The organism is Pseudomonas sp. GW821-FHT09A09 (assembly GCF_059418405.1).
The window spans coordinates 14,832-40,146 of record NZ_JBWKPU010000003.1 but is presented as its reverse complement, the minus strand read 5'-3'; the positions used below and the strand labels follow the sequence as shown (position 1 = coordinate 40,146).

21 protein-coding genes are annotated in these 25,315 nt (G+C 61.5%); 9 read left to right on the top strand and 12 right to left on the bottom strand.

The window, feature by feature from the left end:
- Positions 1-109 precede the first annotated feature (109 nt).
- The gene (locus tag AC07OV_RS03090) at positions 110-1,006 is read left to right on the top strand and encodes a LysR family transcriptional regulator (protein WP_494995776.1); all 897 of its coding nucleotides are present in this window, start codon (positions 110-112) and stop codon (positions 1,004-1,006) included.
- Here the strand turns inward: AC07OV_RS03090 and AC07OV_RS03085 are convergent.
- From AC07OV_RS03085 to AC07OV_RS03075, 3 genes are all read right to left on the bottom strand, one after another.
- Complete coding sequence (locus AC07OV_RS03085) at positions 983-2,179, bottom strand: iron-containing alcohol dehydrogenase (protein ID WP_495091515.1); 1,197 nt, start codon at positions 2,177-2,179, stop codon at positions 983-985. The genes AC07OV_RS03090 and AC07OV_RS03085 overlap by 24 nt on opposite strands.
- Positions 2,180-2,198: 19 nt before the next feature.
- On the bottom strand, positions 2,199-3,683 hold the full coding sequence (locus tag AC07OV_RS03080; protein ID WP_494995774.1) for an APC family permease: 1,485 nt from the start codon (positions 3,681-3,683) through the stop codon (positions 2,199-2,201).
- 258 nt (positions 3,684-3,941) lie between these two features.
- Entirely contained in the window at positions 3,942-4,301 is a 360-nt protein-coding gene (locus tag AC07OV_RS03075) for a winged helix-turn-helix transcriptional regulator (RefSeq protein ID WP_176996118.1), read from the bottom strand.
- Positions 4,302-4,406: 105 nt separating this feature from the next.
- Between AC07OV_RS03075 and AC07OV_RS03070 the strand changes: the two genes are divergently transcribed.
- Positions 4,407-5,156 carry an SDR family NAD(P)-dependent oxidoreductase gene (locus AC07OV_RS03070; protein ID WP_494996011.1) on the top strand — a complete coding sequence of 250 codons (750 nt, stop codon included), beginning with the start codon at positions 4,407-4,409 and terminating at the stop codon, positions 5,154-5,156.
- Between the two features lie 170 nt (positions 5,157-5,326).
- On the opposite strand, the gene AC07OV_RS03065 is transcribed toward AC07OV_RS03070, so the two are convergent.
- Entirely contained in the window at positions 5,327-5,890 is a 564-nt protein-coding gene (locus AC07OV_RS03065; RefSeq protein ID WP_495091514.1) for an RrF2 family transcriptional regulator, read from the bottom strand.
- Positions 5,891-6,141: 251 nt separating this feature from the next.
- Here AC07OV_RS03065 and AC07OV_RS03060 point away from each other — a divergent pair, with 251 nt between their 5' ends.
- Positions 6,142-7,344, top strand: coding sequence for an NAD(P)/FAD-dependent oxidoreductase (locus AC07OV_RS03060; protein WP_495091513.1), 1,203 nt, complete (start codon positions 6,142-6,144; stop codon positions 7,342-7,344).
- Positions 7,345-7,399: 55 nt separating this feature from the next.
- Here AC07OV_RS03060 and AC07OV_RS03055 read toward each other — a convergent pair whose 3' ends face one another.
- Complete coding sequence (locus AC07OV_RS03055; RefSeq protein ID WP_495091512.1) at positions 7,400-8,002, bottom strand: dTMP kinase; 603 nt, start codon at positions 8,000-8,002, stop codon at positions 7,400-7,402.
- Between the two features lie 178 nt (positions 8,003-8,180).
- On the opposite strand from AC07OV_RS03055, the gene AC07OV_RS03050 reads away from it, so the two are divergent.
- The gene (locus tag AC07OV_RS03050; protein ID WP_495091511.1) at positions 8,181-9,092 is read left to right on the top strand and encodes an enoyl-CoA hydratase-related protein; all 912 of its coding nucleotides are present in this window, start codon (positions 8,181-8,183) and stop codon (positions 9,090-9,092) included.
- Positions 9,093-9,151: 59 nt separating this feature from the next.
- On the opposite strand, the gene AC07OV_RS03045 is transcribed toward AC07OV_RS03050, so the two are convergent.
- Together AC07OV_RS03045 and AC07OV_RS03040 are read right to left on the bottom strand one after the other, a co-directional pair.
- Positions 9,152-10,471 carry an LLM class flavin-dependent oxidoreductase gene (locus AC07OV_RS03045; RefSeq protein ID WP_495091510.1) on the bottom strand — a complete coding sequence of 440 codons (1,320 nt, stop codon included), beginning with the start codon at positions 10,469-10,471 and terminating at the stop codon, positions 9,152-9,154.
- 23 nt (positions 10,472-10,494) lie between these two features.
- The gene (locus tag AC07OV_RS03040; protein WP_495091509.1) at positions 10,495-11,451 is read right to left on the bottom strand and encodes an ABC transporter substrate-binding protein; all 957 of its coding nucleotides are present in this window, start codon (positions 11,449-11,451) and stop codon (positions 10,495-10,497) included.
- A gap of 310 nt (positions 11,452-11,761) precedes the next feature.
- Between AC07OV_RS03040 and AC07OV_RS03035 the strand changes: the two genes are divergently transcribed.
- The 4 genes from AC07OV_RS03035 to AC07OV_RS03020 all read left to right on the top strand — a co-directional run bounded on the left by AC07OV_RS03035 (position 11,762) and on the right by AC07OV_RS03020 (position 18,750).
- Positions 11,762-13,357 carry an efflux transporter outer membrane subunit gene (locus tag AC07OV_RS03035; protein ID WP_495091508.1) on the top strand — a complete coding sequence of 532 codons (1,596 nt, stop codon included), beginning with the start codon at positions 11,762-11,764 and terminating at the stop codon, positions 13,355-13,357.
- 100 nt (positions 13,358-13,457) lie between these two features.
- Entirely contained in the window at positions 13,458-14,570 is a 1,113-nt protein-coding gene (locus AC07OV_RS03030; RefSeq protein ID WP_495091673.1) for an efflux RND transporter periplasmic adaptor subunit, read from the top strand.
- 9 nt (positions 14,571-14,579) lie between these two features.
- A complete protein-coding gene (locus AC07OV_RS03025; RefSeq protein ID WP_495091507.1) occupies positions 14,580-17,636 on the top strand; it encodes an efflux RND transporter permease subunit in 3,057 nt (1,018 codons plus the stop codon).
- Positions 17,637-17,880: 244 nt separating this feature from the next.
- Positions 17,881-18,750, top strand: a complete 870-nt coding sequence (locus AC07OV_RS03020) for an isocitrate lyase/PEP mutase family protein (RefSeq protein ID WP_176996135.1) — start codon at positions 17,881-17,883, stop codon at positions 18,748-18,750.
- A 45-nt stretch (positions 18,751-18,795) separates the two neighbouring features.
- On the opposite strand, the gene AC07OV_RS03015 is transcribed toward AC07OV_RS03020, so the two are convergent.
- From AC07OV_RS03015 to AC07OV_RS02995, 5 genes are all read right to left on the bottom strand, one after another.
- A complete protein-coding gene (locus AC07OV_RS03015; protein ID WP_494995764.1) occupies positions 18,796-19,659 on the bottom strand; it encodes an NAD(P)-dependent oxidoreductase in 864 nt (287 codons plus the stop codon).
- Positions 19,660-19,695: 36 nt separating this feature from the next.
- Complete coding sequence (locus tag AC07OV_RS03010; protein ID WP_495091506.1) at positions 19,696-20,451, bottom strand: SDR family NAD(P)-dependent oxidoreductase; 756 nt, start codon at positions 20,449-20,451, stop codon at positions 19,696-19,698.
- A 108-nt stretch (positions 20,452-20,559) separates the two neighbouring features.
- Positions 20,560-21,987, bottom strand: coding sequence for an NAD-dependent succinate-semialdehyde dehydrogenase (locus AC07OV_RS03005; protein ID WP_495091505.1), 1,428 nt, complete (start codon positions 21,985-21,987; stop codon positions 20,560-20,562).
- A gap of 2 nt (positions 21,988-21,989) precedes the next feature.
- Positions 21,990-22,694 carry a type 1 glutamine amidotransferase domain-containing protein gene (locus AC07OV_RS03000; protein ID WP_495091504.1) on the bottom strand — a complete coding sequence of 235 codons (705 nt, stop codon included), beginning with the start codon at positions 22,692-22,694 and terminating at the stop codon, positions 21,990-21,992.
- Between the two features lie 196 nt (positions 22,695-22,890).
- Positions 22,891-23,787, bottom strand: a complete 897-nt coding sequence (locus AC07OV_RS02995; protein WP_494995760.1) for an AraC family transcriptional regulator — start codon at positions 23,785-23,787, stop codon at positions 22,891-22,893.
- A 290-nt stretch (positions 23,788-24,077) separates the two neighbouring features.
- On the opposite strand from AC07OV_RS02995, the gene AC07OV_RS02990 reads away from it, so the two are divergent.
- Positions 24,078-25,001 (top strand): AraC family transcriptional regulator, encoded by a 924-nt coding sequence (locus AC07OV_RS02990; RefSeq protein ID WP_495091503.1) that lies wholly within the window; start codon positions 24,078-24,080, stop codon positions 24,999-25,001.
- Positions 25,002-25,315: the final 314 nt, after the last annotated feature.

Sequence of the window (25,315 nt, the reverse complement as noted above, 5' to 3'; positions counted from 1 at the left end):
AAAGAGTGCCAGCTTAGGGGGCGTACCGGGTGCATACAAGCGCCATTGACGTGGGTGCGCCCCTGACGTTGAATGGGCCCCTTCATTTGCCGCCAGCCGGGACATTGCAGTGCTCAGAAACGTGACGGACATGGATCTGCGGCTGCTGCGCATTTTTGCCGTGGTGGTCCGATGCGGCGGGTTCACGGCGGCCCAGGCCGAACTGAACATGAGCCAGTCGAACATCAGCACGCATATTTCCGGGCTGGAAAAGCGCCTGGGTTATCGGATTTGCGAGCGTGGCAAGGGTGGGTTCCGCCTGACGGAAAAAGGCCAACGCATCCTCAAGGCGTCAACCGCCTTGTTCGGTGCGGTGGATGCGTTTCGTGACGAGGCCCAAGACTTGGCCGGGCGCCTGGTGGGAGACCTGTACCTGGGTTTGGCCGATAATATCGCCACTTTGCCCACGGCGCGCATCGATGCGGCCATCGCGCGCTTTTACCAGCGCGAGCACGACATGCACCTGCATATTTTCGTCAACTCGCCCACGGAGCTGGAACTGGCGGTGATCGATGGGCAGTTGGACATGGCCATCTCCTACTTCAGTCGGCCGCTGCCCACCTTGGCCTATCAACCGCTGTATAGCGAAGCCATCGGGATCTTCTGTGGGAGCAAGCACCCGCTGTTCAGCGTCGCGGCCCCCAGCCTTGAACAGTTGGAGGCGTGTGACTGGATCAAGCACGGTTTTCTGCCCGCCGAACAGGTGCTGCCGGTGGTGCCCAAGCGCGCGTCCGCCACCGCGTACCATATGGAAGCCGTGGCTCATGGCGTGATGGCCGGGACACACCTGGGTTACCTGCCAGCCCATTACGCCGCCCCGTGGATCGCCAGTGGGCATATGCGTGCGCTGCACCCCGATACCCTGCATTACGCTGTGCAACACAGCATGATCACCCACGTGGGGCACCCGCAAAGCGAGGCCGTGCGGGCGTTTATCGAGGATTTACTGCAGGAACACCGCGGGTAGTTCGCCGTAGACCGCGTGGCGATAGACCTGGCTGTAGGCCTGCGCATCGAGAGGACGGGCATTGGTGTCCGAGGACGAAGTGTCTGCCAGGGCTTGTGCACCGACCCACTCGGCGACGTCGGCGTCCAGGCCGATTTCGCCCAATGTATGGGGAATGCCCAGGCGTTTGCGCAAGTCCAGCACCCATGCCACGAAGCCTTCGAAATCAGGCTGCGGCAACTCCAGGTAACGGGCCAGTCGGGCGATGTCGGTGCTGATGGCCTCGCGGTTGGCGACCAGCACGTAAGGCAGCAGGATCGCATTCAACAGACCATGGTGCTTATGAAACCGCGCGCCGAGCGGGTGGGCGAGGGCATGCACGCCGCCCAGGCCTTTCTGGAAGGCCACGGCAGCCATGGCGGATGCCACCAGCATGCCTTCGCGTGCAACCAGGTCTTGGCCATCGGCATGGGCCGCGAGCAGGTGCTGTTGCACCAGGCGCACGCCTTCGACGGCAACACCGGACGACATCGGGTGGTACAGCGGCGAGCAAAAGGCCTCGATGTGGTGAGTGAGGGCGTCCATCCCGGTGGCGGCCGTGAGTGCCGGCGGCAGGCCACGGGTGAGCACCGGGTCGAGGATGACGGTGGCTGGCAACAACTCGGGATGGCTGATCACCTGTTTGATGGTGTGCTCGCTCAAGGTCAGCACGGCTTCGCGGCCCAGTTCAGAGCCGGTGCCGGCGGTGGTAGGCAGTGCGATCAGCCTGGGCAGGCCAAGCCGGGGAAAGTCCGCCAGGCTTGGGTAGCGGCTGACCACCTGGGACCATTCGAAACGCTCCAGGCCATGGCGGTCGACGGCGGCCAGGCTGATGCCCTTGGCTGCGTCCATGGCACTGCCGCCACCCAGGGCGATCAACGAGTCATGGCCACCGGCCTGGAAGGCTGAGACGCCTCGGGCCGCGTCGCACATCGTTGGGTTGCTGTGGATGTCACTGAAGACCGCAAAGGGAATGTCCGCCTGACTCAACTGAGCCTTGAGCAGCGCCAGTGGTTCCAGGGCCAGCATGCCAGGGTCGGTGACCAGCAGGGGGTTGCGCATGTCCAGCAACTGGCAGCGTTGTACCAGGACCTCCAGTGCGCCAGGGCCGCAGAAGATGTCCGTGGGGTAATTCCAATAATGAAGGGTAGGCATCTGAAGCTCCGAGTCCAAGTTAATGTGTGCGCAGCGCAGGGCTGGCAAGGCGTTGATTGGGCTTGGCCCAGAACAGATAGATCACGCCCAGCACCGCGAGTACCGAAAACACCAGGATCACTGCCCAGACCTGGAACCACGGCGCATCGGGCGGCGCCAACGCTGCCCGGGGCCAGGCGACGTTGATGCTTTCGAACACCAGCCAGATAAACGCTGCGACGTTGACCGGCATGCCCCAGCGACCGAGGCTGAAGGTGCCTGGTTCGGCTTTCCAGGTGCCGTTGAGGCGGGCGAGCAGGGCGCAGCTCACCACGATCAGGAAGACAAAGAAGAAGCCGCCACTGCCGAACGCGATCAAGGTACCGACGGCGGTGGCATTCAAGCCCAGGGCCAGGCCGAAGCTGGCAAACAACGTGCTGAACACCATGGCGGCGAAGGGCACCTTGCGTGCGTCAACCCGGCGCAACAGCGCCGACCCCGGCAGGATTTCATCCCGGGCCATGCCGAACACGGCGCGACCGATATAGGTTTGAACCGACACCACACAGGCGATAAAAGCCACCAGCACCACCGCCACGAAGGGACGTTCGGCCCAGGCACCGAAGGCATCGACCACGGCCGGTGTGACAGGGTCGATGACCTGGCCGGACACCATCGCGGCGGTGTTGGTGTAGGACAGCGTCACGGCAAAGGCGGTGAGCATGACGGTCAGGCCCACCAGGATCATCGAACGCAGGATCGCACGTGGTGTCGAGGTGCGGGCATCGGCGGTCTCTTCGGAGACTTGGGAGCAGGCGTCAAACCCCAGGAACGCCCAACCGCCCACGGCCATGGCCGTCAGGAAACCAGACACGTAGGAGCCCTCGCTTGCCGGACCAGACGTGATGCCTTCCAGCAACAAAGAAAACGAATGGTTGCGAAAGAACAACAGCAACAGCACGCCAATGCCAATTGAAGCGATGGCCTCGGCGACGATCCCGGCATTGACGAAGTACTTGAGCGGGTTGATCCCGAACAGGTTCACGCCGAGGCCGACCAACAGCAAAATCGCACCGCAGAACACCTGGGCATTGGCCGAAGGCGGCTCGCCGGTAAAGAACAACCACAACCAGAAACCACCCAGGTAGGCCACCGTGGTCAGGGACGCCAGCGCAGACGCCAAGTACATGAACCCGGTGAACCAGGCCCAACGATCACCTGCCAGGCGCTTGACCCACTGGTAGCAACCGCCTGCGAGGGGATATTGCGAAGCAAGCTCGGCATACACCAACGCCACCAACAGTTGCAGGGCCAGGCACAGCGGCACGATCCAGACCCAGGCAGGGCCGGCATTCATCGCGCCCAGGGACATCACAGAATAGATGCCCACCACAGGGGAGACCGTGGCGAACCCCACGGAAAACGACGACCACAGCGAGAGCCCCCGATGCAGTTGCTGGTCATAGCCATGGCTGTGCAACAGGCGCTCATCGGCGTTTTGCCGTTCAGACAAATGAGAGGACATAGGTATTCCTTGGGTCGGCAGACACATTATTTTTAGGATCGCCCTTGTGATCAGGGCGTACCGACGACGCGTGCTCCATCACGGGGAGGAGTGAGGAGAGCTTAAAAGGCGCAAACATTTGGAAAAATCCATATGTTTGTAGGCTGACATCTAGAAAAAGTGATGTGTCGGATGTGAAGTTGATAGCGCCGTGGAGAGACACAGCCGTTAACTCAACTAAATAGTCATTTAGTTGAGTTGGCTATCAGGGCAGGGGATTCAAGACTGGGAGAGGGTGGCAGTACGTCGCTCAGCGATACGCTCAACGGTTTGCATATGCTCAGTACCCCATTGGCACAAAGCCCCCAGCGCCGTAGCCAGGGAATGCCCGAAAGGTGTCAGAGAATACTCGACCTTGGGCGGTATTTCCTGGAAATCCACGCGGGAGATGATCTCGTCGCGCTCCAATTCCTTGAGTTGCTGGATCAGCACTTTATCGGTCACGCCGCCAATCGCGCGTCGTAATTCACCATATCGATGAACATTTTGCGCCAGGTTGAACAGCACCAAGGGCTTCCATTTGCCGCCAATCACCGCCAGGGCGGCTTCGAGCCCGCAGTTAAATGAGTTGTTGGCCATGATCGAGAAGGCTCCACAGGGGGGTACTTACTAAAAGGTGCATACTATTCAAAAAAATAGCGCAGATCTACAGTTGGGCTTCAACCTTATTCTTTGGAGTTCACCATGGGCAGGCTCAACGGAAAAATCGCAGTCATCACCGGTGGCAACAGCGGCATCGGCCTGGCAACCGCCGTTCGTTTTGCGGCTGAAGGCGCCCAAGTCGTCATTGTAGGACGCCGGCAGGAAGAACTGGACAAAGCGCTGCAGCTGATCGGTCCTGAAGCCATCGCCATACAAGGCGACATTTCAAAACTGGACGACCTTGATCGCGTGTTCACTCAAGTCAAAGCCGCCAAGGGCCGGGTTGACGTGTTGTTCGCCAACGCCGGCCTGGGGGATTTCCAGCCAATCGGCGCGATCACGGAGGAATCGTTTGACCGTACGTTCGGGATCAACGTCAAGGGCACGCTGTTCACCGTACAAAAAGCCTTGCCACTGATGAGTGCCGGCAGCTCGGTGATCCTGACGGGATCGACCACAGGCACCATGGGCACACCGGCGTTCAGTGTGTACAGCGCGACAAAAGCAGCGCTGCGGAATTTCGCCAGAAGCTGGGCATTGGACCTGAAAGGCACGGGCATCCGCGTCAACGTGCTGTCGCCAGGTCCGATCTCGACACCAGGCCTGGACCTCGCGCTTTCAGGCACAGGTCAGAAGGAAGCGATTATTGACGACATGACCGCGCAGGTTCCGTTGAACCGCATTGGCAAGCCGGAAGAAGTCGCAGCGGCCGCGTTGTTCCTGGCTTCGGATGAGAGCAGCTTCATGACGGGCAGTGAAATGTTTGTTGATGGTGGGTTTGCTCAGGTTTGAGGGAGATGGGGGTTTTGCCTGTTGAAATCTGACGGGCACTGCCTCTGATTACGCAATACGATATTACGCATAATGTATATTATGTTAAATTACGTATCTGACCCTAGCGGCCCCTATCTGTCCAATGTCACTAACTTTCGGTTGAAACATCGTCTTCATCTCCAACCTCATCAATCCGAAATATCAGTCACCTGAATCACTTGATCACCCGGAGTCTGCGCAACGCCCTTCTTCTCCCTGCGATCATTAATCCACCCCCCAACCTGGGCAGCAAACTCCGCTGGCGACTTACGCCCAACCTTCCTCGCAAGGTCAAGAATGGTCTGTTGGGCCAGCGCATCTTCCATACGCTTCTGCGCCGTCATCATGGCCGCATGGACTGAGCAGTGGCCGTCCAGCGCCCAAGCCGGTGGTGCGCCATCAAACAACGCGCAGCGCCCGCGAATTTCACGGCAATTGAAGATGAGTTTCTGGCCATCAATCGCGTTGACGATATCAAGCAGGCTGATTTCGTCAGACGGCCTGGACAGCTTGAAGCCGCCGCGCACGCCTTCGGTGGCCACGACCAGGTTGGCCTTGGCCAGCTTGGTGAAAATCTTCCCGAGGTAGTCCAGGGGCACGCCTTGCAACTCTGCAAGATCGCGCACGCTGGCCTCTCGGCTTTCGCCGCCATCGCCCACCAGGAAAATCAGGCAATGAATGCCGTATTCGACGCCCGCGCTGTAAAGAGACATGCCAATCTCCGACTTAATTAGTCGCACAAACTAACAGAAAACTGTGGAGCAAGCCAGCTCACCACGCGTTAAACCACTGTCATCCAGACACCAAACACCTATACCGAGAGCCCCATTTCGTAAGGCTTTCGAGACTTTTCCCATACCGGTTAAAACGCAGCCTCGCAAAAAATAGCCTTGCGCCAATTAACTACGACAAATATAGTCGCCGTTATCAAGCCACCCATCACCTCACCCCCAAAGGTAAAAAAATGAAGCAGCACATTCTGATTATTGGCGCGGGTTTCGGCGGCCTGTGGACGGCATTGAGCGCGACGCGCCTGTTCGACATTCATGACCGCAATGACGTCGACGTAACCGTATTGGCCCCGCAAGCCGAGCTGCGCATCCGCCCGCGTTTTTACGAACCGGATGCTCACCAGCTGTTCGCGCCGATTGGCGAACTGTTCGAGGCAGTAGGCGTGACCTTCATCAAAGGCGCGGCCGAGACCATCGACGTCGAACAAAAACACGTCGCCTACCTCGATGCCTCCGGCAATCGGCAGGTGCTCAACTACGACAAGCTGGTACTGGCCACCGGCAGCCGGCTCGCCATGCCGGGCACGCCGGGTGTAGCGGAGCACGCCTTTGCCGTAGACCAGATCGAGCAAGCCGTACGCCTGGAGAACCACCTCAAAGCCCTGGCAGACCGTCCCTACAGCAAAGGCCGTAACACCGTAGTCGTGGCTGGCGGCGGCTTCACCGGCATAGAAACAGCAACCGAAATGCCCGCACGTTTGCGTGCCATCCTGGGTGAAAACGCCGATATCGAGGTGATCATCGTGGATCGCAGCGAAGCAATCGGCGCGTCGATGGGCGCCGAAATCGGCCGGTCGATCGCCGAGGCCAGCGAAGAGTTGGGCGTGAAATGGCAGTTGAAATCCTCGGTGGTCGCCGTCGATGAAAATGGCGTCACCCTGGACAATGGCCAGCATCTGGAAGCCAGTACCGTGATCTGGACCACCGGCGTGCGCGCCAGCTCGCTGACCGAACAGATCCCCGGTGAGCGTGATGCGCTCGGGCGCCTGCACGTGGACGCAAACCTCAAAGTCATCGGCCAACCCGATGTCTTCGCCACCGGCGATGTGGCTTACGCCGCCACCGATGCACTGGGCAACCACGCGTTGATGACCTGCCAGCACGCGATCATGCTGGGCCGTTACGCCGGCAACAATGTCGCCGCGCAGGTTCTGGGGGTGGATCCGACACCCTACAGCCAGCCCAAGTACGTGACCTGCCTGGACCTGGGCGGCTGGGGCGCGGTGTACACCGAGGGTTGGGATCGCCAGGTCAAGTTGACTCGCCAGGAAGGCAAATCGCTCAAGACCCAAATCAATACCGTGTGGATCTACCCACCGGCTGCCAACCGTGAAGCGGCGTGGGCAGCGGCGGATCCATTGATCCCGATTGCCTGACAGTCCTTTGACGAGAGTGGCCGGTACCCATCCCGGCTCACCTCTCAGCTAACAATCACCGCAACACGCGATAGATCTCAGCAACCACCTGCCTCGTCGCCTCCTCGATCGTCCCTTCATTACGGCATAAAACCCATCCATGCGCCGCAGCCGCTTGCTCGAATGCCGCGGTGCACGCGGCATGTTCTTGCAGCGAATGGATCACGGTACTGCCCAGCCCACGCCCGCGTGCGGCAGCCCTTGCCCACGAGATCTCGGGGGCAGTGACCACCCCGATATGCAGATCCGGCACTCGCACGTTTCGCTCAATGTTCAAGCGCAGGATCTCTTCCATTGGGACGCTGCGGCGAAAGGCGGCATCCGACGGATACCAGCGGTCAATCAAAACGATACTGCCTGCTGGCTGCCTGGGCAGCACGTGCCGAGAAATCCACGCACGACTATCCGCGAAGCGCTCGCACACCGCCCACTCCAAATCCCGACCCGGGTGCCTGGCGAGCGTGTTAACCAGGGCCATTGTTTCACTTCTATTGGGATCGTTATTTCGCTCGCACAGCCGGATCACCTTGTTGTCGTCAGCCCTCAGGGCTTTGGTAACGGCTTCCAACAGCGTGGTTTTACCCGTGCCCTTGGGCCCATCCAGAGAAATAAACATCATTAACCAACGATTGATAAAGGCATTGACGGACTCTAACCGAATTTCTGGAAAAGATACGGCACGCCCATTCCGTCCCGGAATAAACGTTAGTCCCGTTTGCGTACTACAGGCGGTTCATGGCGCCCTTTAGCTTGCCTGCTTCGACGCCCACCAAAGCCCCGCCAACAAGGAACCCTCGATGCAACGACTATTCCGCACGATCCTCGTTTTCTCAGCACTGTCCCTGTCTGTAGGGTCTGCTTATGCGCAGTCGGTCGACACCACCAAGCCGCATTCCAGCGAAGTCACCCTGGTCGATATTCCCGTCAGCCCGTCCCACAAAATCACCGTCGAGCGTCGCGGCAAGATCGTCCTGATTGGTATCAACCGCCCCAACATCCAGAACAGGCTTGATCCGGAAGCGTATCTGGCCCTCGCCAAGGCCTATTACGATTACGACCATGACCCTTCGCTGCGCGCCGCGGTGTTGTTCGGATACGGCGATAACTTTTCCCAGGGCGTAGACGTTGAAGGCTTCAAAGCCGTCGCCAGCTCGGGTGGCGTCACACTCGGTGACGGGCTTATCGACCCGCTCGGCAAGAAGATGCCTTTGCTCACCAAACCCTTGATCGTGGCGGTGCACGGCGACACCTGGAACCTGGCGCATGAGCTGTTTCTGGTTGCCGACATACGGGTCGCCGCGAGCAACACCGACTTCGGCCAGGACGAAAACACCCACGGTCGTTTCCCGGGCGGTGGCTCCACCGTTCGCTTCGTGCGCGAAGCCGGCTGGGGCAACGCGATGCGCTACATTTTGACGGGCGATCATTGGACGGCCCGTGAGGCTTATCGTATGGGCACGGTCCAGGAGATTCCCGATCCACAGTCAGCGCTCGACAAGGCGATCGAGATTGCAAACAAGATCGCCGCCAATGGACCCTTAGGGATCAAAGCCTCGCTGGTCACTGCGCACCGCGTCATAGACCCGGTGCAAGCTGAGGCGTTGTCCGGGTTGGATACGCAACGGGCAGCGCTGTACAAGTCCGAGGATTTCCAGGAGGGGCGCAAGGCTGAGGCCGAAGGAAGAACGCCGGTCTATCAGGGCAAATAGAGGCTGAGCACGCTTCGCATCAAGCTGCCTGTTGCCGGGCAGCTTGACGAGTCACACCTTCAGGCCCCAAACCTCTCAATCCCCAACCCCAAACTCTCGCGCAACGTCGTCCCTTCATACGCCCTGCGATACACCCCCCGCTCCTGCAGCAACGGTACAACCTCCCGGGTAAACCGCGTGAACTGCTCCGGGTGTCCGATGTAGATGTTGAACCCATCCACAGCCCGCGCTTCAAACCAGTCCGCCATTTTCTGCGCCACAGTATCCGCGCTGCCCACAAACGCCCCCGGGCGCAGTTGCCGGCCAAATTCCACGGCCTGGCGCAAGGTGAATCCCTTCTCCCGCGCCTGATCAGCAATGCGTTTGGCCGCTGTGAAGAAGCTGCTGCGTGCGGCTTCCAGGCTCTCCTGGGGAAACGGCGCCTCCAGGTCGTACTGCGTGAAATCGTGCCAGCCAAAATTACGCCCGAACTCCTTCAACGCCAGCTCAAAGCTATGGTCAGCTTGATGGTAGTGCTGCTCGATTTCCCGTGCATGGGCGTCGGTGTCGCCCACGTAGACTTCAGCGCCGGGCATGACCAATAGTTGCTCGGGGTCACGACCGTGCTGCTCCGCCCTGCCCTTTACCTCTTTATAGAACGCCTGGCCCTGCTCGATGCTGGCGGCGTGGGTGAAAATCACGTCGGCGGTGGCGGCGCCCAGGTCGCGGCCTTGCTCGGAGTCGCCCGCCTGAAAGATCACCGGCTGGCCTTGGGGTGAGCGTTGGATGTTCAACGGGCCGACCACGGAAAAGTGCTCGCCCTTATGGTTCAGGCTGTGCAGTTTGCTCGGGTCGAGGAATTGGCCGGTGGCACGGTCGCGCACGAACGCATCGTCCTCGTAGGAGTGCCACAGCCCCTGCACCACCTGCACGTGTTCGGCAGCGCGGCCATAGCGAGTGTCGTAGTCGTAGTGTTCGTCACGGCTGTAGTTGCCTGCGGTACCGGCATCGCCGCTGGTGACCACGTTCCAGCCGGCGCGGCCTTTGCTGATCAGGTCCAGGGAGGCCAGGCGTCGGGCCACGTTATACGGCGAGTTATAGGACGTGGTCAGGGTGCCGACCAACCCGATATGCCGCGTACTCACGGCCAGCGCCGACAACAGCGTCAGCGGTTCCAGGCGGTTGAGGTAATGGGACGGCGAACCGGGTGTGATGAACTGGCTGTCGACGATGAACACCAGGTCGAACAGCGCCGCCTCGGCCTGGCGGGCAATGTCGATGTACCAGTCGACGTTGACGCTGGCGTCGGCCGGCAATTGCGGGTCAAGCCACAGGTTGTGGCGACCTGGCCCGCCGCAGCCCATGGTCAAGGCGCCGAGTTTCAGTTGTCGTTTGCTCATGTCTGAAGGATTCCTTGAGGCGTTCAGGGCTGCTTTTGGGCGACGGCGGGTTGCAGGGACGCTGCGAAAGAGTCATCGAACAAGCTGGCTGCCGAGTACGACTTGACCAGGCCCTGTCCGGCGAAAAAGTCCACGGTCTTTTGCGCTTCCAGCGGCGACTCGGCCGTCACCGGTTCCACCGTGGTGCGTGCCCGAGCGAACCAGGCGCGGGCAATGTCGGCGTCCGCGCGGGTGCGTTTGGCCCAGGCATCGGCATAGGCGTCGCCGTTGGCTGGGTTCTGGCGAGCCCACTCACGGGCTTTTTTCAGGCGCAGCAGAAAGTCGCTGATCGGTGCGCGTTTGGCGTCCACGGCTTTAGCGCTCGCGGCTATGTAGCTCTGGGCGGGAATCAAGCCTTCGGCGGTGGCCAACACGCGCGCGCCCTGCCGTTCCTGCTGTGTGACGTAGGGTTCCCACGTGGCAATTACGTCCACCGAACCGCCCTCCAGAGCATGGGACGCGTCCAGTGCACTGAGGTAGCGCAGTTCCAGCGAGTCCACCGGCACGTTAGCGTTGGCGAGCGCGGTCAGCAGCAATTGCTGGCTCCAGGAGCCTTTCCAGACGGCAGCGCGCTTGCCGGCGAGGTCCGCCAGGCTGTGAATTGATGAATCTTTCTTCACCAGGATGGCCACGCCGTCGAGGTTTTGCCGGGTAATGCCGATGACCTTGATCGGCGCGCCCAACGCGCCGAGGAACAACACCGGCGCATCCCCCAGCAGGCCGATGTCCAGGCTGTCGGCATTGAGCGCTTCGGCCACCGGAGAACCGGCGGTGAATTGCTTCCACTCAAGGGTGTACGGCAGGTCATCCAACACCCCCGCCGCTTCCATCACGGCCTGGGCGTTATAACTTTGGTCACCCACCACCAGCGTTTGCGCGTTCGCGGCCAGGCACAGCAGTGCGGCGGTCAGCCCGGTCGCCAGTTTTGTCAGGTAACGCACGTTCGCTCCAGATGCCCTTTCGGGCACTTCAGGTCGATCCGCGTGCGCGGTCTCGGCATTGTTGTAGGGCGGTCACAATGACGGCCAAACCAGTGCCTGTAAAATACCTATAATGCATAACCTAATTCTTTATAAATGCACCAAATGCATTTTATGGCGTTAGGCAGTCATCCCGACGCAGGCCCTCACATTGCGTAGCGCCAAGCACCACCTACACTGATTCAAACCCAGCGATTCCGGGCTCTTTTCACCGGGTCGAGCTGATGCAGCTGCAAAGAAACAGTTAACCAACTGATCGATCAGAGCAACCATGAAAGAGCAGCCCCGGCAGCGTGCATCCAGCTCCAAACCGGTCGGTAATTCCCGACAGACACACCTTCTGGCGCCCTTGAGCCTGCTGTGCATCGCCCTGGCGGCGTGCACCGTCGGGCCGGATTTCACCCGACCGGATGTCCCTGCCGGTGCCGACTACCAACGCGAAAAACTCACCAGCACCGCCAAGTCCGACATCAACACCGGCGGCGCTGCCCAGCGGCTGGTGGCCGGCATGGATATTCCCGGCCAATGGTGGACGCTGTTCCGTTCGCCCACGCTCAACACCTTGATAGAAGAAGCCCTGCGCGCCAACCCGGATGTGAGCGCGGCCCAAGCGGCGTTGCGCCAGGCTAACGAACAGGTCTACGCCGACCAGGCATCGCTGTTTCCTTCTGTCACCGCGAATGCCTCGAAAACCCGCGAGAAAGTCTCCGGCGTCACGGCGGGCTTGCCAGAATCGCCCATCCTGACGGTCAGTTCTGCGTCACTAAACGTGTCCTACGCTCCGGACGTATTCGGTGGCACTCGCCGGCAAATAGAAGGTACGACGGCGCAAGCCGAGTACGAGCGTTTCCAGTTGGAGGCGACCTACCTGACGTTGACCGCAAACGTGGTCAACACCGCTATCAGCCTGGCCTCTCTACGCGATCAAGTCGCCGCCACCGAAGAAATCATCCGGCTGCAAGGCGGCCAGCTCGATCTATTGCAGGCGCAGCGGCGACTCGGCGCCATCGGTGACAGCGACGTGCTGACCCAGCAGACCGCCCTGGCCCAAACCCGTGCGACGCTGCCGCCCTTGCAGAAGCAACTGGCACAAACCCGCAACCAGTTGATGGCTTATCTGGGGCGGTTTCCGAACCAGGACCGTGGCGAGGCGTTCAACCTGGCGTCCCTGCGCTTGCCGGAAGAACTGCCCGTGAGCCTGCCCTCGGCCATCGTCGGCCAGCGGCCGGATGTGCGCTCTGCCGAAGCGCAACTGCATCAAGCCAGCGCCAACATCGGCGTAGCGGTGGCCAACCAGTTGCCCCAGTTCAGCATTACCGGGTCCATAGGGTCGACCGTGGCCAGCGGGACCAAACTGTTTTCTGCCGGCTCCGGTGTATGGAGCCTGGCCGGCGCCATCGCCCAGCCGATCTTCGACGCGGGCAAGCTGGAGCACCAGAAGCGCGCGGCCGTGGCCGCCTATGACGAGTCGGCAGCACGCTATCGCGGCACGGTGATCACGGCATTCCAGGACGTGGCCAACTCACTGCGCGCACTCGACGCCGACGCCGATGCGCTGAATCAGCAAGTGGTGGCCGAACGTTCCGCCCAGGCCAACCTGGACCTGGTGCAAGCCCAGTTCAAGCTCGGCGCCGTGGCTTACATCAACCTGCTCAACGCCCAGCAGACCTACCAGAACACCGTGCTGGCTCGGGTCAAGGCCCAGGCTGCGCGCTACAGCGATACCACGGCGCTGTTCCAGGCCCTGGGCGGCGGCTGGTGGAACCGCACGGATGTGGACCCGGCCACGGCCGGCAAACCGGACCGTTTCGGCCTCCCCTCGTGGCAAGAAATCATGCCGGCCAAGAACGCGGCGCGACTGAACTGAATCATTGAAACAGTGAGAACCTTCCATGGCTGACGTCAACACCGCCCCTGCCCTGCCCCACGAACCGGGCCCGCCGCGCAAGCGCCGCTTGTGGCGGCCGATGCTGCTGATGATCCTGGTGGTGCTGGTGATTGTCGCGATCATTGCCGGGGTGAAGTACGTGCAGATTTCGGCGCTGATCGCCCAGTCGAAAGTGCCGTTACCCGCCGCCGTTGTGACCGCTCTGCACGTGCCGTTAGAAGAGTGGCAGCCCAACGTCTCTGCCGTGGGTTCGATGAAAGCGGTACGCGGTGTGGACGTGACCACCGAAGTCGGCGGCATCGTGCGTACCCTCGGCTTCAAGCCCGGGCAGGAAGTGGCCGCCCAGGCATTGCTGGTGCAGCTAAATGCGGACTCGGACATTGCCCAGCTGCATTCCCTTGAAGCCACCGCCGACCTGGCCGTGATCGTGCTCAAGCGTGACAAGGCCCAACTGGCGGTCAACGCCATCTCCCAGGCCCAGGTCGACACCGACACCGCCGACTTGAAAGCCAAGCTCGCCGCCGCCGAACAACAACGGGCGCTGGTGGAGAAAAAATCCATCCGCGCACCCTTTGCCGGGCGTATCGGCATTACCGCGGTCAACCCCGGCCAGTACCTCAACCCCGGCGACAAGATCGCCACGTTGCAGACGTTTGATCCCATCTACATCGACTTCAGCGTGCCGCAGACCCAGCTGGAAGCCATCGCCATCGGCCAAGCCGTGTCGGTCACGGCCGACGGGCTGTCCAACCAGACGTTCAGCGGCCGCGTCAGCACCATCGACACCCAGTTCGACGCCACCACACGCAACGTCACCGTAGAAGCCACCGTCGACAACCCCAAGCAACACCTGGTGCCTGGGATGTTCGCCCGCGCCGTGGTGAACGCGGGTAGCCCGCAGCGCTACCTCACCGTGCCGCAAACCTCGGTCACCTATAACCCTTACGGCACCACCGTGTTCATCGCCACGTCGAGCAAGAACGACAAAGGTGAAGAGGTGCTCACGGCGCAACAGACCTTTATCAAGACCGGGCCGACCCGGGGCGATCAGGTGGCGATTCTGTCGGGCGTGAAGGAAGGCGACCTGTTGATCACCAGCGGCCAGATGAAGCTTAAAAATGGCTCGCCGGTGAAGATCGATAACAACGCCGCACCGTTGAACGACCCCGCGCCGACTCCGCAAGAACACTAAGGGTGTCCCATGAAGCTTACCGATACCTTTATACATCGACCGGTCTGGGCGATTGTCGTCTCGCTGTTCATCCTGATCCTGGGGCTGCGCTCGATCTTCGAGCTGCCGGTGAACCAGTGGCCGCGCACTGAAAACACCGTGGTCACCATCACCACCGCGTATTACGGTGCGGATGCGTCCACGGTCGCCGGTTTCATCACCCAGCCGCTGGAATCGGCCATCGCCCAAGCCCAGGGTATCGATTACTTGTCGTCCACCAGTATCACCGGGGTCTCGACCATCACCGCCACCCTGCGGTTGAACTACGAGGCCAGCAAGGCGCTCACCGAGATCAACACCCAGGTCAACTCGGTCAAGAACCAGTTGCCAGCGCAGTCCCAGGAACCGGTGCTCACCGTCGCCGTCGGGCAAACCACCGACGCCATGTACCTGGGCTTCTACAGCGACACCTTGCCCACTAACAACATCACCGACTACCTGGTGCGGGTGGTCAAGCCCAAGCTGGATTCGTTGCAGGGCGTGCAAACCGCGGAAATCCTCGGTGGGCGCCAGTTCGCCCTGCGCGCTTGGCTCGACCCGAACAAGCTGGCCGCGCACAACGTGTCGGCACAAGACGTCTCCACCGCCCTGGCCAACAACAACTACCTGTCGGCCGTCGGCTCCACCCGGGGGCAAACCGTCACGGTTGACCTCACCGCCGGCACCGATTTGCACACGGTGGATGAGTTCAAGCGCCTGGTGATCAAGCAGAAAGGCGACGCCCTGGTGTACCTGGAAGACGTCGCTACCGTCACCCTCGGCGCCGAAAGCTACGACAGCAGCGTGGCGTTTTCCGGCAAGCGCTCGGTGTTCATCGGCATCAAGGCGGCGCCGAGTGCCAACATTCTCAACGTGGCGCAAAGCGTGCGCGAGGCCTTCCCGGAGCTGCAATCCCAACTGCCCAGCGGCGTGCGCGGCGAGATCGTGTATGACTCCACGGCCTTCATCAACACCTCTATCTATGAAGTGGTGAAAACCCTGGTCGAAGCCATGATCATCGTCTCGGTGGTCATCTACCTGTTCCTCGGCTCGTTCCGCGCGGTGATCGTGCCGTTGGTGGCGATTCCGCTGTCGCTGGTCGGCACCTTTTTTGTCATGTACCTGCTGGGGTATTCCATCAACCTGTTGACCCTGCTCGCCCTGGTGCTGGCCATCGGGCTGGTGGTGGATGACGCGATCATCGTGGTGGAGAACGTCGACCGGCATATCAAGGAAGAAGGCAAGAGCGTGCTGGAAGCGGCGCTGACGGCGGCGCGAGAACTGGGTGGGCCGATCCTGGCGATGACGGTGGTGCTGGTCGCCGCCTATGTACCCATCGGCTTGCGCAGTGGCCTGACGGGTGCGCTGTTCAAGGAGTTCTGCTTTTCGCTGGCCGGCGCGGTGACCGTCTCGGCCGTGGTTGCGTTGACGTTGTCGCCGATGATGACGTCCAAGCTGTTCAAGCCCGGGCAGGAAGAAGGCCGCTTCGCCCGCCGCCTCGACGGGTATTTCGACTGGCTGCGCAAGCGTTATCACCGCATCCTGTCGGGCGGCCTGGATATCTGGCCGGTGCTGGTGACCTTTGGGTTTGTGCTGTTCCTGCTGGTGGCCGCCAGTGGCATGACCGCCAAGAGCGAACTGTCGCCTACCGAAGACCAGGGCCTGGTGTTCATGCAGATCAAAGGCCCGCCCACCGCCTCGCCGCAGCAGATGGAGCGCATTGCCGACCAGGCATTCCAGATCGCCAACAAGGAGGCTGAATACGCGCAGATGTTCCAACTGACCGGGTTGCCGATTCTCAACCAGGGCCTGGGCGGCGTGCTGCTCAAGACCTGGGACGACCGCACCCGGTCCCAGGCTCAACTGATCCTCGAACTGCAGCAAAAATGGAACCAGGTGCCGGGCGCAACCATTGCCGCGTTCCCGCTACCGTCGCTGCCAGGCGCCCAAGGTTTGCCTGTGCAATTCGTGATCACCACCACCGACTCGATAGAGAACCTCAACGAAGTGGCCCAAGCCGTGGTGGCCGAAGCGCAGAAGCAACAGCTGTTCTACTTCTCCGACATGGACCTGAAACTGGACAAACCCCAGGCGCGCCTGGTGGTCGACCGTGAAAAAATCGCCGCCCTGGGCATGACCCAGGCCGACGTCGGTGCCGCGTTATCCGCCGCCTTGGGTGGCAACTACGTGAACTATTTCTCCACTGCCGGGCGCTCGTACAAAGTGATTCCCCAGGTGTTGCAAGTCGACCGCCTAAACCCGGAGCAGATCCTCGATTACTACATCCGCACGCCGTCGGGCAGCATGATCCCGGCGCGCACCGTGGCGCATATCGAAACCTCCACGCAGCCGGAGTCGATCAACCACTTCCAGCAGCTCAATTCGGCAACGCTTTCGGGCGTGAGTGGCGTGGCCCAGGGCGAACTGTTGGCGAAGCTCAACACCATCCTGAAAAACGTCGCACCCTCGGGCTACACCTCTGACTTTTCCGGCGAATCCCGCCAGTTCATCCAGGAATCGGGTGGGTTTGTCGGGCTGTTGCTGTTCTCAATCCTGATCGTCTACCTGGCCCTGGCGTTCCAGTTCGAAAGCTTCCGCGACCCGGTGGTTATCCTGTTTTCGGTGCCCCCTGCCCTGTTTGGCGCGCTGGCCTTTATCACCATGGGCTACGCCTCGATCAACGTGTACACCCAAGTGGGCCTGGTGACGTTGTTGGGCTTGATCACCAAGCACGGCATTTTGATCGTGCAGTTCGCCAACGAATTGCAACGCGCCGGACGCAGCAAGCGCGAGGCCATCGAAGAGGCTGCGGCGGTACGGCTGCGGCCGATCTTGATGACCACGGCGGCGATGGTGCTGGGCGTGGTGCCGCTGGTGTGGGCCTCCGGCGCCGGCGCTGCGGGGCGGCACGACATGGGCCTGGTGATCTTCAGCGGGTTGTCGATCGGTACCCTGCTGACGCTGTTCATGGTGCCGGCGATGTATATGTTCATTGGTGCGACGCACCATCACGAGGCAGAAGAACCCGTGCCGGAATACCCGCTGTGAGGTGAATGGCTACGCCTTGCCGTGCGCTTCAAAAACCGCTCCAGGCGCTCGCCAAGGATGCTGCGCGCCGCGATTTGACGGCGTTTCGTCTTGTCCATCGACTAACTGTGAACCCTGGATCCATGTGTTTGGCACATGCCTCATGCTCAAACGTCATAATCCCTTGTTCACCTGCATGGTAATCTCGCGCCACCACGAATAGACATTGATCGTCACAAGACGATGACCAGAGCCAGGAAACAACATGCCGAAAATCTCTCACTCAGCACTGCGCCGTAATTTCCGTGAACTGCTTGCAAAGCCGATCTGCGTAGAAACCGCCTCCGTTTTTGACCCCATGTCCGCGCGCATCGCGGCCGACCTGGGCTTTGAAGTCGGTATCCTCGGCGGTTCGGTAGCATCGTTGCAGGTACTGGCGGCACCCGATTTTGCGCTGATCACCCTGAGTGAGTTCGTCGAGCAAGCCACGCGGATCGGCCGTGTGGCCCAGCTGCCGTTCATTGCCGACGCTGACCACGGCTACGGTAACGCGCTGAACGTGATGCGCACCGTCGAAGAGCTTGAACGTGCCGGCGTCGCCGCGCTGACCATCGAAGACACCCTGCTGCCCGCGCAATTCGGGCGCAAGTCCACCGACCTGATCTCCATCGATGAAGGCATCGGCAAAGTCAAGGCCGCGCTGGAAGCCCGCGTCGACCCGGCGCTGTCCATCATCGCGCGTACCAATGCCGGCGTGCTGCCGACCGAAGACGTCATCGAACGCACCAAGGCCTACGAAAAAGCCGGCGCCGACGGGATCTGCATGGTCGGCGTCAAAGACTTCGATCACCTGGAGCAGATTGCACAGAACCTCACGGTGCCGTTGATGCTGGTGACCTACGCCAATCCCAAGCTCAACGACAGCGAGCGCCTGGCCAAGCTGGGTGTGCGGATCGTGGTGGCCGGCCATGGCGCCTACTTTGCCTCGATCAAGGCCACCTACGACAGCCTGCGTGCCCAGCGCAACATCACGTCCAGCACGTCGAACCTCAGCGCTACCGAACTGACCCACACCTATACGCTGCCTGAGAGCTACGTGGCATGGGCCGAAGAATTCATGGATGTGAAAGAGTAACAACCCGCCCCCGGCAACGCGTTCATCTGCCGGGGGCGTCTTGCTTTACCGGGTAAACAACTGGGCCACGCTCGTAATGTTCGACTGGCCCAGCCCTTCGATGATGCCGTGCTGGAACACACTGCGCGCCGCCGCAATGGTCGGTGCGTCGTCTACAGAACCCGCCGCGTCGATGGCGTAGCCGAAGTCTTTCTCCATCAGTTCCACTGGGAACCTGGGTGCGTTGTCACCCGCCAGCATCAACCCGACCATCTGCCGCGCCGCCGCGCTCGACACCGGGGTGCCGCCGATCACTTCAAACACGCGCTGCGCATCGGCGCCGGCCCGCTGGAGGATGCCCATCAACTCCGCCAACACGGCCACCTGCACACCGAGCAAGGCATTGGTGCCCAGCTTGGTCAGTGCACCAGCGCCGAGCGGGCCGACCAGGTGCAGGGACGAACCCAGCACATTCAACAGCGGCCGGGTACGTTCAAAGGTTTCGGCGTCGCCACCTAACAAGTAGACCAGCTGCGCTGACTCGGCCTGTGGCCGCGAGCCCGAGACCGGCGCCTCAAGCAACGACACGCCATAGTGAGCCGCCTCGTGACCCAGCTCACGCACCCAGTTGGGCGACAGCGTCGAGCTTTCAATCGCCACCGAACCCTTGGTCATTCCGGCCAGGGCGCCTTTTACCGGGTCGAGCCAGACTTGGCGCGATGCGCCGTCGTCGCGCACCATCGAGAACACAAACTCAGCACCTTTCACCGCGTCCTTCGGGCTGCTGCCTTGCTTGGCGCCCTTGGCCACCAGCTCCGCGGCGGCCTCAGGCTCACGGTTCCACACGGTCACCTGGTGGCCGGCGTTGAGCAGGTTCAGCGCCATGCGCGAACCCATCGCGCCGATGCCTAGAAATGCAATATCAGACATGGGTAAAGCCTCATCAGGAATAGGAACGTGCGTGGGTCAGATGCCTTGGCCGCCTGACACTTCGATACGCTGGGCATTGACCCAGCGGTTTTTCTCGGACAACAGGCTGGCAATCATCGGGCCGATGTCGTCGGGTACACCGGCACGGCCGAGGGCGGTCATGTCGGCGAAAATCTTGTTCACTTCAGGGTTGTCGCGCACCGCGCCGCCGCCAAAATCCGTCTCGATGGCACCCGGTGCCACGGTATTCACCGCAATCCCGCGCCCGCCAAATTCCTTGGCCATGTACACCGACAGCACTTCCACCGCCGCCTTCACTGCCGCATAGGCCGCGTAGCCGGGGAACGACACGCGGGTGAGCCCGGTAGACAGGTTGACGATACGCCCGCCGTCGGCGATCAACGGCAGCAGCGCCTGGGTGAGGAAGTAAACACCCTTGAAGTGCACGTTGACCAAGCCGTCGAACTGCGCCTCGCGGGTGTGTTCGATCAGCGCGTAGTCGCCGTGGCCGGCGTTGTTCACCAGGTGATCGAAACTGTCGCGCTGCCAGTGATGGCGCAGTACGTCAGCCAACTCGCTGGCGAACGCAGCAAAACCGCTGACATTGCCAGTGTCCAAGGGCAGCGCCACGGCTTTGCGGCCCAGGGCCTGGATCTCGGCGACCACCGCCAGCGCATCGTCTGCACGGCGCTGATAGGTGACGATGACATCGCCGCCCTGGCGCGCAATGCTCAGGGCAGTGTTACGGCCGAGACCGCGGCTGGCGCCGGTGACAATAGAGATAGTGGTCATAGCAAAACTCCTCAGTAGGTGTGAGGCCATCATAGGAAGTGGCCTGCCGGATGGCGTTGCCGGAAACTGGGGGTTGTTTGCCCAATCCTCCCAGTTTCACGGCGTGCATCAACGGATGCTCAGCAACTTGGTGGTCTGGTACGGTGCCAGGATCTCGCGGCCGCCTTCGGTGCCGATGCCGCTCTCTTTCCAGCCGCCCAGGGGCACTTCCGGGTGATGGGTGACGACATCGTTCAAGCCGATGGCGCCAAACTGCAACCCATCGGCCAGGCGCCGTTGGCGCGCCAGGTCCTTGCAGAAAATGTAGGCAGACAGGCCGAACTCCAGGCCATTGGCGCGGGCGAGCATGTCCTCTTCGTCCGTAAAGGACTGGATCGGTGCCAGCGGTCCGAAGGGTTCCTCATGCAGGATCTTCGCGCCCTGCGGCACCTGCGTCAGCACGGTGGGCGCGTAGAAAAAGCCTTGAGTGCCCAACCGTTCGCCACCGGCAAGCACCGTGGCGCCGCGTGCGCGGGCGTCATCCACCAGCTCGGCGACCGCCTGCAAGCGACGTTCACTCACCAGCGGGCCCATCTGCGTTTGCGCATCCAGGCCATCGCCCACGCGCCACTGGGTGGCGTGTTCCGCCATGCGTGCGGCAAATCGGTCGTGCAGGTTGGCCTCGACAAAAAAGCGGGTGGGCGACAGGCAGATCTGCCCGGCGTTCTTGAACTTGGCCCTGGCCAGGAAGTCGGCGGTGGCCTCCGGGTCGACATCCCCGCAGACAATCACCGGGGCATGGCCGCCCAGCTCCATGGTCACCGGTTTCATCGCCCTACCCGCTGCGGTGGCGAGCAACTTGCCGATGGGGATGGAACCGGTGAACGTCACTTTCGCCACAATCGGTGAAGTGATCAGGTGATCGGACACCTGATTGGGGTTGCCAAACACCACGGCAATCGCCGCCTTCGGTACGCCCGCTGCGAGCAGCGCCCTGGCCATGATCAACACCGACGCGGGCGTTTCCTGCGACGGTTTGCAGATGATCGAGCACCCTGCCCCCAAGGCGCCGGCAAACTTTTTCGCGGCTTGTGCCATGGGAAAGTTCCACGGGGTAAAGGCTGCGATCACCCCGATCGGGTGGGTTTGCACTTCGAAGCGCTGCGCGCTGTCACGCCCACTCAGCACACGGTCACTGATCCGCCGTGCCTCTTCACCGCCCCATTCGAGGAAGTCCGCCGAACGCTCGACTTCATCTTTCGCCTCGGCCAACGGCTTACCTTGCTCCAGGGTAATTGCCTGGGCCGCGCTCTCGACGTCGGCCCGCAGCAGTGCGGCGGCCCGCTTCATGATGCGGCCGCGCTCCCACGGCATCACCGCCTGCCATTCCAGCAAGCCCCTGACGGCCACGTCGAGGATTTCGTCGAGGTCTGCCGGCGAGGCGTGGGCGACGCGACCGATCACCTCACCGGTGGCCGGGTTGACCACCGCCTCGCTCACACCGTCTGAACCGTCGCGTTCGACGCCGTCGATCAACAGCTGAAAGGTATTGGCCATGATTACACCCGCCCGGCCAGTGCCTGCAGGACCGCAGCGGCCATGGGCGCACTGGACGCCGGGTTCTGGCCGCTGATCAAATGGCCGTCGCTCACCACAAACGGCGCCCAGTTTTCCGCGCCGCGCACGTAGTTCGCGCCCCGTTCGCGCAAGGTGGTCGCCAGCAGCCAAGGGGCGTTTTCAGCGGTGCCGAAGTCGACTTCTTCTTCATCACTGAACGCGGTCAGCTTGCGCCCGGCAAACAGCCAACTGCCATCGGGCTTGACCGCACTGAGCAACGCCGCCTGGCCGTGACACACCGAACCAATCAAGGTGCCGGCCTTGTCGGCGTCGAACAGCACGCGGGCCATGTCGGCGTCCTTGTACAGGTCCTCGACCGGGCCGTGCCCACCTGGCACCACCACGGCGGCGTAAGCGGCGGTGTTCACCTCCGCGAGTTTCAGCGGGTGCTGCAAGTCCTGGGCAATACTGGTGAGGTAGTCGACAAAGTGCTGGACCTGCGACCCGGCAAATGCCGGATCAAGGCTTTTCGGGTCGGCGGTGGGTGTTACGCCGCCGGGCGTGGCGAGCGCCACGGTATGGCCGGCCTGGGCAAACATCTCGTGAATCACCACGAACTCTTCGGCCCAGTAGCCAGTGGGATAATGGCTGCCATCGGCGCGGGTCCAGTGGTCTGCTGCGGAAAGAACAATCAGCACGGTGCTCATCAGGGGTAACCTTTCTGGGTGAGTGGAGGTGCCGCACTGCTTGAGTGTCGACACCCCCAGTATCCCGTCCGCTGTTTTGCACGAGCAGTTCAAAACTCGACGTTGTTTGCCTATTGCTACACATCTGCGGCGTGAGCCCAGAACGCAAAACACCTCCATCAGGAGGTGTTTTCAATCGCCCGCAGCCGCAGGTGGATCAGGCGGACGCCATGGCCCAGCCCTTGACGGCTTCGACGTCCTTGATCGGCGGCAAGCCGAACATTCGCGCGTATTCACGGTTGAACTGCGACACGCTTTCGTAGCCGACATTGAACGCGGCGCTGCTGGCCGAAGAACCTTCGGCCATCATCATCCGGCGCGCTTCGATCAACCGCAGGTTCTTCTGGAACTGCAGGGGCGACAACGAGGTGACCGCCCGAAAATGCCGGTGGAACGAAGACGGGCTCATCCCCGCCGTGGCCGCCAGTTGATCAACCGGCAATGGTTGCTTGAAGTCGGCGCGAAGCACAGCGACCGCACGCGCCACGCGGTGGGCCTGGCCCTCTGTCCAGCCGAGCCGGCGAATCGCCGCACCGTGGCGTCCGGCCAACAGCCAGTAATGCAGTTCGCGCACGCGCTGCGCATACAGCACGGGGGCGCAATCGGGGAAGTCCAGGGTGCGCATCAAGCGCAACGCCGCATCCACCACTTCAGCATCAGTGCGCTCGGCGGCTTTGACCGGCATACCCACAGCGACCTGTTGCGGTTTCATCTGCAACGACAATTCGGCGATCACGGCCGGGTCCAGGTCAAGCACGATGGACAGATAAGGCTCCTCCACACTGGCCTTGGTGATCTGGCTGACGGTGGGTACGTCGGCGGTGATCAGCAAGGAATCGCCGGCCTGGAACGTATAGGTCTGTGTGCCCATGGTCACCTCCTTGGTGCCCTGCAGGATCAGGCATATCAAGGGGTTGGGCATGGAATGGATCAGGCCGCTGGGCGTGGTCGAACGGATGGTCGTCAGGCCGGGAACCGGGGTCTGGGCCACGCCGGTCGCGTTGGCGTTGGCCTCGACGTAATGGCGCACAGCGTCGAGCAGTGTGTAGGTCATGGGGGGTTCATCCGTTCGCATGAGACGACTGGAAGGAATGGGCAAACAAGGTCGAGGTTTCGGCAACGCCACGACGGCGGCGCAGGCCTAGCATTCGTCCAAGCACAGGTTAAAGCCTTAAACACAGTGAAGAAAGCCGTGGGCCCGCCGCTTCGTCGGCCAGTGCCTGGACAGGACACTACGGCAAACACCTGCGGGATCGCTTGCCGAAAAATCGATGTTTTTTGCCTGATACTCCTCGTGCGAATCGCGTTCACACGCCTGAAATCCGCTTTTACGCAGTACGCCCTATGAATGACGCCTTGCTCAATGCCGTGTCCCGCTACGCCCAGACCCATGCCGACGCCGCTGGAATCGCCCATACGCCCATTCCCGGGATGTCTATCGTCAGCGCCCACCTGCCCGGTGGCTTGATACACGAGGTTGCCCAGCCCCTGGTCTGCCTGGTGATGCAAGGCAGCAAGCGCGTGGCCGTGGGCAAGCAGTCGTTCACCCTGAACGCGGGCGATTCGCTGCTGATCACCGCCGACGCGCCGACCATCAGCCAGATCACTTCAGCCTGCGAACAGCAGCCTTACCTCTCGCTGATTCTAGACCTGGATTCGCGGGTCATCGCTGACCTGACGGCCGAAATCAGTACCGCCGAGCTGCGCGCGACGGGCATGACGCCTGCAACACCGGTGCTGACCGATCACACCGACGCCGAAGTCGCCGACGTGGCCCTGCGCCTGATGCGCCTGATTGAGCGCCCTGCCTCGGTGCGCTTGCTCCAGGCACCACTGGTGCGCGAGTTGCACTACTGGTTGCTGACCGGTCGCCACGGCGCAGCGATCCGACGCCTGGGCTGGCGTGAAGGCCGCGCCCAGCGTGTAGCGCGCGCCGTGGCGCTGCTGCGCCGGGAATTCACCCGCCCGCTGCCAATCAGCCGTCTCGCGCAAGCGGCAGGCATGAGCCCGTCGTCATTCTTCATCCACTTTCGCGCGGCAACATCGCTGTCGCCCCTGCAGTTTCAGAAGCAATTGCGCCTGATCGAAGCGCGCCGGTTGATGTTGTCGGTGGGCGTGTCCGCCAGCAGCGCGGCCTTTGCCGTGGGCTATGAAAGCGTCTCGCAATTCACCCGCGAATACGGGCGCATGTTCGGCCTGCCACCGGCCAAGGACATGGAAGCCCTGGGGCGGCTGCCGCCTGCGGACGGAAAACCCACCGCTGAATAAATTCGTGGGCGCCTGGAATAAGCCAAGAGGTCGACCGTCTTACCTGGCAGACAGGTTCATCTTTATGAAACTTCGTTTAACTTCCATAGTTGCCTGAAGCTATAAGATGTCTAGATACCCTGCACTTTCAAGACGCTGACAACTGAACATCGACTGAACACTGGGAAAAATAGTTTGACCATCAATCAATAGTCACTTGACGAGGCTTTCAACCGCCCTTTATTGTCGTCGAAAGCGTTACATAGTTTCACTTGAATTCACGGAAAACGGGCGCTCCAGCCCGACCATCACGGATCACGACTATTTATTCAGCC

What these genes read in the sequence shown, in the direction of transcription:
- AC07OV_RS03005 (WP_495091505.1), bottom strand. Translation starts at nt 21,987, where the DNA reads ATGGCCAATACCTTTCAGCTGTTGATCGACGGCGTCGAACGCGACGGT.
- AC07OV_RS03075 (WP_176996118.1), bottom strand. Translation starts at nt 4,301, where the DNA reads ATGGCCAACAACTCATTTAACTGCGGGCTCGAAGCCGCCCTGGCGGTG.
- AC07OV_RS03065 (WP_495091514.1), bottom strand. Translation starts at nt 5,890, where the DNA reads ATGTCTCTTTACAGCGCGGGCGTCGAATACGGCATTCATTGCCTGATT.
- AC07OV_RS03085 (WP_495091515.1), bottom strand. Translation starts at nt 2,179, where the DNA reads ATGCCTACCCTTCATTATTGGAATTACCCCACGGACATCTTCTGCGGC.
- AC07OV_RS03050 (WP_495091511.1), top strand. Translation starts at nt 8,181, where the DNA reads ATGCAACGACTATTCCGCACGATCCTCGTTTTCTCAGCACTGTCCCTG.
- AC07OV_RS03020 (WP_176996135.1), top strand. Translation starts at nt 17,881, where the DNA reads ATGCCGAAAATCTCTCACTCAGCACTGCGCCGTAATTTCCGTGAACTG.
- AC07OV_RS03080 (WP_494995774.1), bottom strand. Translation starts at nt 3,683, where the DNA reads ATGTCCTCTCATTTGTCTGAACGGCAAAACGCCGATGAGCGCCTGTTG.
- AC07OV_RS02990 (WP_495091503.1), top strand. Translation starts at nt 24,078, where the DNA reads ATGAATGACGCCTTGCTCAATGCCGTGTCCCGCTACGCCCAGACCCAT.
- AC07OV_RS03060 (WP_495091513.1), top strand. Translation starts at nt 6,142, where the DNA reads ATGAAGCAGCACATTCTGATTATTGGCGCGGGTTTCGGCGGCCTGTGG.
- AC07OV_RS03055 (WP_495091512.1), bottom strand. Translation starts at nt 8,002, where the DNA reads ATGATGTTTATTTCTCTGGATGGGCCCAAGGGCACGGGTAAAACCACG.
- AC07OV_RS03035 (WP_495091508.1), top strand. Translation starts at nt 11,762, where the DNA reads ATGAAAGAGCAGCCCCGGCAGCGTGCATCCAGCTCCAAACCGGTCGGT.
- AC07OV_RS03025 (WP_495091507.1), top strand. Translation starts at nt 14,580, where the DNA reads ATGAAGCTTACCGATACCTTTATACATCGACCGGTCTGGGCGATTGTC.
- AC07OV_RS03030 (WP_495091673.1), top strand. Translation starts at nt 13,458, where the DNA reads ATGCTGCTGATGATCCTGGTGGTGCTGGTGATTGTCGCGATCATTGCC.
- AC07OV_RS03045 (WP_495091510.1), bottom strand. Translation starts at nt 10,471, where the DNA reads ATGAGCAAACGACAACTGAAACTCGGCGCCTTGACCATGGGCTGCGGC.
- AC07OV_RS03070 (WP_494996011.1), top strand. Translation starts at nt 4,407, where the DNA reads ATGGGCAGGCTCAACGGAAAAATCGCAGTCATCACCGGTGGCAACAGC.
- AC07OV_RS03015 (WP_494995764.1), bottom strand. Translation starts at nt 19,659, where the DNA reads ATGTCTGATATTGCATTTCTAGGCATCGGCGCGATGGGTTCGCGCATG.
- AC07OV_RS03000 (WP_495091504.1), bottom strand. Translation starts at nt 22,694, where the DNA reads ATGAGCACCGTGCTGATTGTTCTTTCCGCAGCAGACCACTGGACCCGC.
- AC07OV_RS03010 (WP_495091506.1), bottom strand. Translation starts at nt 20,451, where the DNA reads ATGACCACTATCTCTATTGTCACCGGCGCCAGCCGCGGTCTCGGCCGT.
- AC07OV_RS02995 (WP_494995760.1), bottom strand. Translation starts at nt 23,787, where the DNA reads ATGACCTACACACTGCTCGACGCTGTGCGCCATTACGTCGAGGCCAAC.